9 protein-coding genes are annotated in these 11,600 nt (G+C 71.3%); 6 read left to right on the top strand and 3 right to left on the bottom strand.

The features are described 5' to 3' along the window. Positions 1–2,943, top strand: a 2,943-nt coding sequence (locus tag FV222_RS07930) for a DUF3971 domain-containing protein (protein ID WP_147813760.1), incomplete at its 5' end; no start/stop codon positions are given. A 51-nt stretch (positions 2,944–2,994) separates the two neighbouring features. On the opposite strand, the gene FV222_RS07925 is transcribed toward FV222_RS07930, so the two are convergent. Next, positions 2,995–3,354 carry a helix-turn-helix domain-containing protein gene (locus tag FV222_RS07925; protein ID WP_147762240.1) on the bottom strand — a complete coding sequence of 120 codons (360 nt, stop codon included), beginning with the start codon at positions 3,352–3,354 and terminating at the stop codon, positions 2,995–2,997. 108 nt (positions 3,355–3,462) lie between these two features. Here FV222_RS07925 and FV222_RS07920 point away from each other — a divergent pair, with 108 nt between their 5' ends. Continuing rightward, positions 3,463–4,209: a glucose 1-dehydrogenase gene (locus FV222_RS07920; RefSeq protein ID WP_147762239.1), complete on the top strand. Its 747-nt coding sequence runs from the start codon at positions 3,463–3,465 to the stop codon at positions 4,207–4,209. A gap of 63 nt (positions 4,210–4,272) precedes the next feature. Here the strand turns inward: FV222_RS07920 and tyrS are convergent, their stop codons facing one another. Beyond that, complete coding sequence (tyrS, locus tag FV222_RS07915) at positions 4,273–5,562, bottom strand: tyrosine--tRNA ligase (protein ID WP_147762238.1); 1,290 nt, start codon at positions 5,560–5,562, stop codon at positions 4,273–4,275. Positions 5,563–5,785: 223 nt separating this feature from the next. Between tyrS and FV222_RS07910 the strand changes: the two genes are divergently transcribed. The 4 genes from FV222_RS07910 to ribB all read left to right on the top strand — a co-directional run bounded on the left by FV222_RS07910 (position 5,786) and on the right by ribB (position 9,850). After that, entirely contained in the window at positions 5,786–6,937 is a 1,152-nt protein-coding gene (locus FV222_RS07910) for an anhydro-N-acetylmuramic acid kinase (RefSeq protein ID WP_147762237.1), read from the top strand. Further along, positions 6,934–7,530 carry a DUF3578 domain-containing protein gene (locus FV222_RS07905; RefSeq protein ID WP_147762236.1) on the top strand — a complete coding sequence of 199 codons (597 nt, stop codon included), beginning with the start codon at positions 6,934–6,936 and terminating at the stop codon, positions 7,528–7,530. Before FV222_RS07910 ends, FV222_RS07905 begins: the two co-directional genes overlap by 4 nt. A gap of 91 nt (positions 7,531–7,621) precedes the next feature. Then, the gene (gene aroC / locus FV222_RS07900) at positions 7,622–8,716 is read left to right on the top strand and encodes a chorismate synthase (RefSeq protein ID WP_147762235.1); all 1,095 of its coding nucleotides are present in this window, start codon (positions 7,622–7,624) and stop codon (positions 8,714–8,716) included. 57 nt (positions 8,717–8,773) lie between these two features. Beyond that, positions 8,774–9,850 carry a 3,4-dihydroxy-2-butanone-4-phosphate synthase gene (gene ribB / locus FV222_RS07895; RefSeq protein ID WP_147762234.1) on the top strand — a complete coding sequence of 359 codons (1,077 nt, stop codon included), beginning with the start codon at positions 8,774–8,776 and terminating at the stop codon, positions 9,848–9,850. Positions 9,851–10,037: 187 nt separating this feature from the next. On the opposite strand, the gene FV222_RS07890 is transcribed toward ribB, so the two are convergent. Beyond that, positions 10,038–11,600 (bottom strand): efflux RND transporter permease subunit (locus FV222_RS07890; RefSeq protein ID WP_147813758.1); only part of this gene is annotated, 1,563 nt, incomplete at its 5' end.

The following is an 11,600-nucleotide window of genomic DNA, read 5'->3' as shown; positions in this document are numbered from 1 at the left end:
GCCCGCGGCGTGGTCTCGCCGCTCTCGGCCGCCACCGCCTCGATCTTCGGCGTCGTGCTCGATTCCGCCGGCGTCGTCGGCGCGCTTGACCGCGCCCGCATCACCAACGCCCGCCTGACGCTGATCGACGACGACGCCCGCGAGCGCGCGGTGTTCGAGCACGTCAACGGCCTGTTCGGCCGCGACCCGAAGCAGGACGCGCGGCTGTTCGAGCTGCGCATCGACGGACCGCACGGGCAATGGCGCTTCGGCGGCACGCTGCGCGAGGCCGGCGGCACCCGGCGCACCGGCATCATCACCCTCGACGACCTGCCGGCCACCGACCTGCTGCTGCTGTCGGGCCAATCCAAGCTGCCCTTCACCACCGACCTGAAGCTCTCGGCGCGGGCCGACGTCGCCCTCGACGGCGGTCGCATCGAGGCGATGAAGGCGACGCTGCGCACCAGCGACGGGACCTTCCTCGTCGAGGAGAAGGACTTCAACCCGGTCACCGTCGAGAGCCTGAACGCCGCCTTCAGCTGGGACGAGGCCGCCCGGGTGATGACGCTCGACGGGCTCGACTACCTCGGCGCCGGCAACGCCGTGAACCTCACCGGCACCTGGGCCGAGGCCAAGGCCGGCGAGGACTTCGCCTGGACCGCCACCCTGTCGAGCCGGAACGCGACCCTGCGCGGCGCAGCGGCCAAGGACAAGCCGGTGACGATCTCGGCGATGGACGGGCATCTCACCGGCCGGGCCGGCGGCATCGCCATCGACAGCTTCGCCATGACCGGCGCCGGCATCCACGGCAACATGAGCGGCACGCTCGGCACCACCGCCGACGACGACGGCCTCACCCTCCACGTCACCGCCAGCGACAGCGAGGCCCGCACGGCGCTCCGGCTCTGGCCGGAGAACATCGCGCCGGGCGCGCGCAACTACCTCGTCGACGAGCTGCGCGCCGGCCGCATCGACGCGGTCGACATCACCGTCGACATGTCGGGCGCCGAGCTCGCCGCGGCGACGCGCGGCGACCCGATGCCGGACAACGCGGTGCACATCGACTTCCGCGTCTCGGACGCGACGCTCGAGGTCTCGGCCGACGCGCCGCCGCTGACCCGGGGCACCGTCGCCGGCACGATCACCGGGCGCACCACCCGGATCCGGAACGTCACCGCCGACATCCGCATGGCCGACGGGCGCGCCCTGAACATTTCCGAGGGCGCCTTCGTCATCCCGGAGATCGCGCCCGACAAGGTCGTGGCCGACATCGGCCTGCGCCTGTCGGGAGGCGCCGACGCGCTGGCCGCCCTGCTCCAGACCAAGATGTTCAAGGCGCTCTCGGGCGTCGAGCTCGACCCGGCGACGGTGAAGGGCCAAGCCGACCTGCGGATCGGCTTCCCGCTCGACCTCAAGCACATCCCCGACCTGCCGGACCTCCCGGTCGCCGTCACCGGCACGCTCAGCGACCTGACCGTCGACAAGGTCGTCGGCAAGGACAAGCTTGAATCCGGCCGCTTCGCCGTGAGCTACGATCCGCGCGGCTTCACCCTGAAGGGCGACGCGAAGCTGTCGGGGGCACCGGTCTCGATCGACATGCACCAGGCCAAGGCCGGCGGCGCCGGCGAGGTGCTGGTCAACCTCACCGCCGACGACGCCCTGCGGGCGCGCAAGGGCCTGCCGACGGCGCCGCAACTCTCCGGGCCGATCGCGGTCAAGGCCACGATCCCCCTGGTCAAGGCCGGGGCGACGAGGCCGCCGATCCGCGTCGAGGCGGATCTCGCCCGCGCCGGCATCGACGGGCTGGTGCCGGGCCTGACCAAGGCGGCGGGCAAGGCCGGGCGCCTGACCTTCGCGCTCGTCGACACCGGCCCCGGGATGGACCTGCGCGACATCGTGCTCGATGCCGGCGTGGCCTCGGCACGCGGCAACGCCTCGCTCGGCAGCGAGGGCGGCCTGGAGCGGGCGGACCTGACCAACCTGAAGCTCTCGCCCGGCGACGACATGCGGGTCTCGCTGGAGCGCAGCGGCAACGGCTACCGGGTCGCGGTGAAGGGCGCGGTGGCCGACGCGCGGCCGTTCCTGAAGATGATGACCGCGCCCGAGGGCAAGGGCCAGCGCGACGCCAGCCCGAAGGACATCGAGGCGGAGATCCAGCTCGGCATCCTCACCGGCTTCAACGACGAGGCGCTGACCAACGCCAACGTCAGGCTGACCCTGCGCGGCAAGGACGTACGCTCGGCCGCGATGAGCGGCAAGTTCCGCTCGGCCCCGTTCGTGGCCAGCGTGACCAAGGGCGAACGCGGCGCGCCGACGCTGGCGATCGAATCCGGCGACGCCGGCGCGACGCTGCGCTTCGTCGACGTCTACCGGCGGATGTACGGCGGCCGGCTCAACCTCGGCATCGTGCTCAGCGACGGCCCGCAGGCCGGCGTCGTGCAGATCCGCGAGTTCTCCCTGCGCAACGAGCCGGCCCTGTCGAGCATCATGGCCCAGGGGCCGGAGACGGTGGAGACCGTGGACGCCCGCGGGCGCAAGCGCACGGTGGCGGGGCAGGGCAGCGCGGTGGCCTTCGACCGGATGCGGGCGAACTTCGTCCGCACCGGCTCGCGCGTCGACTTCTCCGACGCGGCGATCTCGAACGCAGCGATGGGCTTCACCCTGTCGGGCTTCCTCGACACCGCCCGCGAACGCACCGACATCAACGGCACCTTCGTGCCGCTCTACGGCCTGAACAACATCGTCTCGCAGGTTCCGGTGATCGGCCCATTGCTCGGCGGTGGCCACAACGAGGGCCTGTTCGCGGTCAACTTCCGGGTCTCGGGCAAGCTCAACGCGCCGGACGTGAGCGTGAACCCGCTCTCGGCCGTGGCACCGGGCTTCTTGCGAAAGCTGTTCAGCGCGGGCGGCGGCTCGAACTTCGCCGACGGCGTGCCCCCGGCGGTGCAGGGCGGCGACCGCTGAGGGGCCGGATCGCGCGCGGCGAATCGCCGGTAGGTCGATCGGCCGGGCGGACTACTCCGCGGCCGGCACCCGCATCGCGTCGCAGCCGGCATCCGACGCGTAGGCGTTGACGATCGCGCCGAGGAGGCCCGGAAAGCGCGCCTCGACCTCGGCGAACCGGGCTTCGTTCCGCATCTCCACGCCATGCCGCGCGCTGCGGATCAGGCCGGCCTCGCGCAGCACCTTGAAGTGGGTCGAGAGCGACGACTTCGGGATCACCCGGTCGCCGAGGGTGGCCAAAGCCGAGCAGGCGTCGACGCAGCCCGCCCGCATGATCTGCGCGAAGATCGCCGCGCGGTTCGGATCGGACAACGCGTGGAGGATCGCGTCCGGGCGAACGTCCTCGATCGCGGGGTGGAACAGAGATCTCATCTTTTCGGCATGTGGGGGCTTGAACCGAACTCAGTTAGTTCTGAATTACCGAACTATGGGACAAAGGCGGCCATCCCGGAGCCGGCCCATGCCAAGGGGTTAGCATACATGTCCAAGCTCGCGGGCAAAGTCGCCGTCGTCACCGGCGCATCGAAGGGCATCGGCGCCGCCATCGCCAAGGGGCTGGCGAAGGAGGGCGCGGCGGTGGTGGTCAACTACGCGTCGAGCAAGGCCGGCGCGGACGCGGTGGTCGCGGCGATCACCGCGTCGGGCGGCAAGGCGGTCGCGGTCCAGGGCGACGTCTCGCAGGCGGCGCAGGCGCAGGCCCTCGTCGAGGCGGCGGTGACGCAGTTCGGCCGGCTCGACGTGCTGGTCAACAATTCCGGCCTGTACGAGTTCGCGGCGATCGAGGCGATCACCGAGGCGCATTACCACAAGCTGTTCGACGTCAACGTGCTCGGCGTGCTGCTGGCGAGCCAGGCGGCCGCCAAGCACCTCGGCGAGGGCGGCAGCATCGTCAACATCTCGTCGGCGATCACGGACGTCAACACGCCGACCGCTTCGGTCTACGCCGGCACAAAAGGCGCGGTGAACGCGATCTCCGGCGTTCTCGCCAACGAGCTCGCGCCGCGCAAGATCCGGGTCAACGTCGTCAGCCCGGGCTACGTGGTGACCGAAGGCACGCACGCGGCCGGCATCGCCGGCTCGGAGATGGAGGCCGGCTTCGTGGCGCAGACGCCGCTCGGCCGCGCCGGCCGGCCGGACGACATCGCCGACGTCGTCGCGTTCCTGGCCTCCGACGAGGCCCGCTGGCTCACCGGCGAGGTCATCACCGCCAGCGGCGGCATCCACTGACGCACGGTCGCCGCGAATCGACCAGGCCGAGACCCGTTCCGGGCCTCGCTCGGTCGAGCGCGCTCACGCCACGCGCAGCAGCACGTGGCGCTTCTTGCCGAAGGAGAGCTTGAGCACGCCGTTCTTGGCGAAGTCGGCGGTGCGCAGCACGGCGCGCTCGTCGGTGAGCACCACGTCGTCGATGCGCAGGCCGCCGCTCTTGATCTGGCGGCGGGCCTCGCTCGTGGACGGCACCAGCTTGGCGTATTCCGGGCCGAAGGCCGAGAGCACGCCCAGACCCGCGTCAACGAGGTCGCGCGAGACGGTGACGCTCGGCAGGTCCTCGGCCAGCGTCCCCTCGACGAAGGTCTTCCGCGCGGTCTCGGCGGCGGCGTCCGCCGCCTCGCGGCCGTGCATCAGCGCCGTCGCCTCGGTGGCGAGCCGCACCTTGGCCTCGTTGATCCCGGCCCCCCCCTTCGCGGCGAGCTCGGCGATCTCGGGCAGCGGCAGGAAGGTGAACAGCTTGAGGAAGCGCTCGACGTCGGCGTCCTCGGTGTTCCGCCAGAACTGCCAGTAATCGTAAGGCTTCAGCATCTCCGCATCGAGCCAGACCGCGCCGGCGGCGGTCTTGCCCATCTTGGCGCCGGACGCGGTGGTGAGCAGCGGGCAGGTCAGTCCGGTGAGGCCGGGCACGCCCATGCGGCGGCCGAGGTCGATCCCGTTGACGATGTTGCCCCACTGGTCGGACCCGCCCATCTGCATCGTGCAGCCGTGGCGGCGGTTCAGCTCGACGAAGTCGTAGGACTGGAGGATCATGTAGTTGAACTCCAGGAACGAGAGTTCCTGGTCGCGCTCCAGGCGCATCCGCACGCTGTCCATCGACATCATGCGGTTGACCGAGAAGTGGCGCCCGACGTCGCGCAGCATCTCGATGTAGTTCAGCTTGGTCAGCCAATCGGCGTTGTCGACCATGATCGCGCCGGTGGGCGAGCCGTCGAACGCGAGGAAGCGGGCGAAGGTCTTCTGGATGCCGGCCTTGTTCGCCTCGATCTGCTCCAGGCTCAATATCTTTCGCGATTCGTCGCGCCCCGAGGGATCGCCGACGCGGGTGGTGCCGCCGCCCATCAGCGCGATCGGCCGGCCGCCGGTCTTCTGCAGCCAGTGCAGCATCATGATCGACAGCAGGTGGCCGATATGGAGCGAAGCCGCTGTGCAATCGTAGCCGACGTAGCAGGTCAGGCGCCCCTCGGCCGCCGCCGCGTCGACGCCGGCGAAGTCCGAGCATTGGTGCACGTAGCCGCGCTCGGCGAGCACCTTGAGGAACTCGGACTTGGGCGCGAAGGGCTTGGGCGCGAGGGGCTCGGCGGCGGTCATGGGAATGCAGGCTTCTCGGTTCGAGGCGGGACGCCGGGCGGCGGCACGGGATGCGATCCCGCTCGGCTGGCGCGTCCGCTCGCAAAAGGGCATGAGGCGGCTTGGGTGTCACTCGCACAACCCCCGTCGCGTCGGCGGCGCCAGCGGAGGCGCCCACGGGGATCGGGGGTTTTGCGAGCCGCACTCATAGCAGGGCGACCGGCGAAAGGCACGGGGGCAGGTCATGACCATGATGCGCGCGATCGGCCTGATGAGCGGGACCTCCCTCGACGGCGTGGACGTCGCCCTGATCGAGACCGACGGCGAGGCCGTTCACGTGGTGCGGGGCCACAACAACTACCTCGAGCCCCTCGGCCCCACCGGATACCGCGGCTATTCCGAGGAGGAGAAGGGGCTGCTGCGCGCCGCCACCAAGGATGCCGAGGGCGTGGTCGCGCCGGGCGACCGGCCCGGCCGCCTGCCCGAAGCGGAGGCCTTCGTCACCGAGGCGCATGCGCAGGCGGTGGAGCAGTTCCTCGCCGAGAACGGGCTCGCGGCCGGCGAGATCGACGTGATCGGCTTCCACGGCCAGACGGTGATCCATCGGCCCGACCAGCGCATCACGATCCAGATCGGCGACGGCCAGGCGCTGGCCGACCGGCTGCGCATCCCCGTGGTCTCGGACATGCGCCGCGCCGACATCGAGGCGGGCGGGCAGGGAGCGCCGCTCGTGCCGGTGTTCCACCAGGCGCTCGCCGCCGCCTCCGGCTTCGAGGGGGCGTTCGGCATCCTCAACATCGGCGGCGTCGCCAACGCGACGCTGATCGATTCGAAGGGCGGCGTGATCGCCTTCGACACCGGACCGGGCAACTCGCTGATCGACGAGTGGATGCAGGAGCGCGAGGGCAAGAACCTCGACGACGGCGGCCGGACCGCCGCGCGCGGCCGCGCCGACGAGCCGCTGCTGGCCTGGCTGCTGACGCACCCGTTCTTCTTCCGGCGGCCGCCGAAGTCGCTCGACCGCAACTGGTTCTCGCACAAGCTCGCAGGCCAGCTCTCGACCGAGGACGGCGCGGCGACGCTCACCGCCTTCACCGCCCGCGCGGTCGCCCGGGCGCTGGACCACGCACCGGAGATCCCGGCCCGCTGGATCGTCGCCGGCGGCGGGGCCCGAAACGGCGAGTTGGTGCGGCTGCTGAACTATCACCTGCGCGCCGAGATCACGATGGCGGACGCGATCGGCTGGTCCTCGGCCTTCCTCGAGGCCCAGGCCTTCGCGCACCTGGCCGTGCGCTCGCTCAAGGGCCTGCCGATCACGTTCCCCTCGACCACCGGCGTGCGCGAACCGATGACCGGCGGCGTGCTGGCCCGTCCGCGGGATTCGTCCGGGTCTTGAGCCTCGGCCATGCCCTTCGACGGATCGTCGAGGAATACCCCGAGGCCCACCTCGACCCGCCGGCCGGGCACCCGCTCGCAGCTGTGATCCGGAGAAGCGCGCCCGACGAGATGCGGCGCGCGCTCGAACCGATCGGCGGCGGCTATTGCGTGAAGGGCAGCCCCGGCCGCGGCACGCATTGGGCGGCGGTGCCCTGGCTCGCGGTGTTCGATCCCGCGATCACCACCAGCGCGACGCGGGGCTACTACCGCGTCTACCTGTTCCCGGCGCATCGGCAGCAGGTCTATTTCTGCCTCGTGCAGGGCACCGTCGCGGCGATCCGTGAGCATGGGCCGGATGCGGAAGGATTCCTGCGCCGGAGCGGCGACGCGCTGCGGGCGCGGATGTCGGATTTTGCCGACCGGCTGCCGCTGTCCGCGATCGATCTCGGCAGGGAAGGCCCGCTGCCCGAGGGCTACGCGGCGGCCCACATCCTCGGCCTCGCCTACGATCTCGATGCGCTGGGCGACGAGCGTCGGCTGAGGCGCGACCTTGCGGTCGGGATCGAGGCTTATCGGGCGTTGAAGGCGCGGGGCGGGCTCGTGTTCGACTGACCGTGCAGCGCACTTCTCCCGCCCCAGCAAAGGGGGAGGGAAGCGCGCCCGATTTGTGCCCCCGGCGCCCGCGCGCTAGAGCACGCGCACGATGTCCCACAACACGTTCGGCCACCTGTTCCGCGTCACCACCTTCGGCGAGAGCCACGGGGTCGCCCTCGGCTGCGTCGTCGACGGGTGTCCGCCCGGGCTCGCGCTCGAGGCCGAGGAGATCCAGGCCGAGCTCGACCGGCGCAAGCCCGGCCAGTCGCGCTTCACCACCCAGCGCCGCGAGCCGGACCAAGTGCGGATCCTGTCCGGCGTCTTCGCCGACGACCGCACGGGCGGGCGCCAGCTCACCACCGGCACGCCGATCGCGCTGACGATCGAGAACACCGACCAGCGCTCGAAGGACTATTCCGAAATCCGCGACAGCTACCGCCCGGGTCACGCCGACTACGCCTACGACGCCAAGTACGGGTTTCGCGACTATCGCGGCGGTGGGCGCTCGTCGGCGCGGGAGACCGCGGCGCGGGTGGCGGCCGGCGCCATCGCCCGCAAGGTGATTCCCGGAGTGACGATCCGCGCGGCGTTGGTGCAGATGGGCCCGCACGCGATCGACCGGTCGCGCTGGGACTGGGACGAGGTCGGCAACAACCCGTTCTTCTGCCCAGACGCCGAGACCGCCAAATTTTACGAAACCTACCTCGACGCGATCCGAAAGGACGGCTCGTCGATCGGCGCCGTGATCGAGGTGGTGGCCGAGGGCGTCGCGCCGGGCCTCGGCGCGCCGATCTACGGCAAGCTCGATGCGGATCTCGCCGCCGCGATGATGTCGATCAACGCGGTCAAGGGCGTCGAGATCGGCGACGGCTTCGCCTCGGCGGCGCTTCGCGGCGAGGACAACGCCGACGAGATGCGCGCCAGCAACGACGGGCGCCCGGCCTTCCTGGCCAACCATGCCGGCGGCGTGCTCGGCGGCATCTCGACCGGCCAGCCGATCGTGGTGCGGTTCGCGGTGAAGCCGACCTCGTCGATCCTCACGCCCCGGCGCACCGTCACGAGCGACAACCGCGACGTCGACCTGATCACGAAGGGCCGCCACGACCCCTGCGTCGGCATCCGTGCCGTGCCCGTCGCCGAGGCGATGATGGCGTGCGTGCTCGCCGATCACCATCTCCGCCATCGGGGGCAAGTCGGCTCCTGACCGCGGCGCCCGACGCCTGACCGTCCCCGGACGCAAAGCTCATTCGAGTACCGAACCGTGCCTCACAGCTCCGTCACCTCCGCCATCGAAGCCTTCGCCCGCGGCGAGATCGTCGTCGTCACCGACGACGACGACCGCGAGAACGAGGGCGACCTCGTCGTCGCCGCGATCCATTGCACGCCGGAAAAGATGGCGTTCATCGTCCGCAACACCTGCGGCATCGTCTGCGCGCCGGTGACGACCTCGGAGGCGCGACGCCTCAACCTCGCGCCGATGGTCGCCTCGAACGACGCGCCGCTCGGCACCGCCTTCACCGTCACGGTGGACGTGAAGCACGGGCTCACCACCGGCATCTCGGCCGAGCAGCGCTGCAACACCGTCCGGGCGCTCGCCAACGGCAACATGGGCGCCGACGACTTCGTCCGCCCCGGCCACGTCTTCCCGCTGATCGCACGGGACGGCGGCGTGCTGATGCGCTCAGGGCATACGGAGGCCGCGGTCGACCTGTGCAAGCTCGCCGACCTGCCCCCCGTCGGCGTCATCTGCGAACTCGCCAACGACGACGGCACGGTAATGAAGGGGCCGCAGATCACGGCCTTCGCCGAGGCGCACCATCTCGCCCGGGTGTCGGTGGCCGACCTGATCGCCTACCGCCAGGCGCGCGACCGGCTGGTCGAGCGGGTCGGGCACTTCCCGGTCCAGACCGAATTTGGGCCGATGACCGGCTACGCCTACACGACGCCGTTCGAGGCGATCCAGCAATTCGCCTTCGTCCACGGCGAGATCGGCGACGGCCGTGACGTGCTGGTCCGGCTGCACCGCTCGGACGTCGTCGCCGACGTTATCGAGGGCGGCCGCCAGATCGAGACGGTGATGCGCCGCTTCGCGAAGGAAGGACGCGGCATCCTCGTCTACCTGCGCGACGGCACCGCCGGCGTGCCGCTCAACCGCGTCGCCGACGAGGGCACCGAGGCGCAGCGCGTGCGCCAGTGGCGCGAGGTGGGCCTGGGCGCCCAGATCCTGCGCGACCTCGGCGTAGTCTCGTTCCGCAACCTCTCGACCTCGTCGCGGGCCTATGTCGGCCTGTCCGGCTTCGGCATCGAGATGCTCGGCGACGAGCCGCTGGAGGGGTAGCACAAGGTGGAGCCGCTTCGCGGCCCGTCGCACGCTGGGTCCCGGATCGCCTTCCGCTGACGCTCCAGGCGTCCGGGAATGCGGGCGCGGCCCATCCGTGAGCGCAGCCGCCGTTTCCCGGACGACCGGAGCGGAAGCGGAGGGAAGATCCGGGATCCAGCCAAGCGGGATGCGCGAAGCTCCGCTTCTAGGTCGCCCGCACGAACCGGCCGTAGCGCAAGGCCAGCGCCGGCAGGATCGCGAGGTTCAGCACCGTCGAGGTGACGAGCCCGCCCAGGATGACGATCGCCATCGGTCCCTCGATCTCGCGCCCCGGCTCGCCGGCGCCGAGCGCCAGGGGCAGCAGGCCGAGGCCGGTGACCAGCGATGTCATCAGGATCGGCACCAGCCGGTCCCCCGCCCCCTCCGAGGCGGTCGCGGCGTCCCAGCTGCGGCCCTCGCGGGCGACCATATGCTCGTAATGGGCGATCAGCATGATCGCGTTGCGCAGCGAGATCCCGAACAGCGTCACGAAGCCGACGATCGAGCCGAGCGAGATCACCGCCCCGGTCGCCGCAACCGCGAGCACGCCGCCGACGAAGGCGAAGGGCAGGTTGACCAGCACCAGGAGGAGGTTACGCACCGAGCCGGTGACCACCGCGAGCAGCAGCACGATGCCGAGGCCGGCCAGCGCCGAATAGGTCAGCAGGTCGGCGCGCGCCCGCGCCTGCGTCTCGGCGGCGCCCTCGAACGCAACGTAGACGCCCGGCGGCAGGGCGACCTCCTTGGCGACCTTGCGCTTGGCCGCCTCGACGAAGGAGGCCACGTCGCGCCCCGTCACGTTGGCGGTCACCGCCTGCACCCGCTGCGCGCCCGCGTGCTGGACCTGGTAGCGTCCCGCGGTCTCGTACACGTCGGCGACCTGGGCCAGTCGGATGTAGCTGCCGCTCGGGGTCCGCAGCGGCAGGTCGCCGAGGCGGGTGAGGTGCGCCCGCGTCGCAGGATCGAGGATGACGATGACGTTGAAGACGGCGTTGCCCTCGTAGGCTTGGCCGACCACGTCGCCCTGGTAGGCGGTGCGGACGATCTCCAACACCTCGATCGCGTCGAGGCCCCAGTGGCGCAGGTCGTTCCGGCGTAGGGACACGGTGATCTGCGGCAGGCCGGCGGGCGATTGCTGCTGCACGTCGGCCGCGCCCCGCACCTCGGCGAGCTCGCGGGCGACGTCGCGGGCCGCCGCCTCGATCCGGTCGAGGTCGGCGCCGAACACGTTGATCACCACCGGCGCGGTGTAGCCCGAGACCGTCTCCTCGATGCGTTCGGTCAGGAAGGTCTTGAGCGAGAACGCGGCGCCGGGCGTGCCCGCCATCAGCGCGCGGATGCCGGCCTCGCTCCGCCCCTGCGCCGCGCCGTCGAGGCCGGGCTCGAGGTCGATGTGGATCTCGCTGTAATGTGTGCCGGCCGTGTCCTGCCCGGCCTCGGCCCGGCCGACCTGCTGCGCCACGGCCCGCACCCCCGGCACCGCCTTGAGGCCGGCGGTAATGCGGGTGCCGAGCCGCAGCGATTCCTGCAGCGAGGTGCCAGGGGCGGCCGCCATGTGCAGGATCAGGTGGCCCTCCTTGAGGTCGGGCAGGAAGGTGCCGCCGAAATAGGGCAGGGCGGCAGCCCCCCCGAGAGTCAGCAGCAGGGCGGCCGTCGCAGCCCAGCCGAAGCGCCGCTCGACGCCGCCGAGCACCCGGACGTAGGCGGCGCGCGAGGCCCGCATCACCGG

Origin of the sequence: Methylobacterium sp. WL103 (assembly GCF_008039885.1) — a bacterium.
In the GTDB taxonomy this organism is placed as follows: domain Bacteria; phylum Pseudomonadota; class Alphaproteobacteria; order Rhizobiales; family Beijerinckiaceae; genus Methylobacterium; species Methylobacterium cerastii.
The sequence above is the reverse complement of the archived record's forward strand: the minus strand, read 5'-3'. Positions and strand labels throughout refer to the sequence as shown.

Coding starts and splice junctions, on each gene's coding strand:
- FV222_RS07920 (WP_147762239.1), top strand. CDS start 3,463: ATGTCCAAGCTCGCGGGCAAAGTCGCCGTCGTCACCGGCGCATCGAAG.
- tyrS (WP_147762238.1), bottom strand. CDS start 5,562: ATGACCGCCGCCGAGCCCCTCGCGCCCAAGCCCTTCGCGCCCAAGTCC.
- FV222_RS07910 (WP_147762237.1), top strand. CDS start 5,786: ATGACCATGATGCGCGCGATCGGCCTGATGAGCGGGACCTCCCTCGAC.
- FV222_RS07925 (WP_147762240.1), bottom strand. CDS start 3,354: ATGAGATCTCTGTTCCACCCCGCGATCGAGGACGTTCGCCCGGACGCG.
- aroC (WP_147762235.1), top strand. CDS start 7,622: ATGTCCCACAACACGTTCGGCCACCTGTTCCGCGTCACCACCTTCGGC.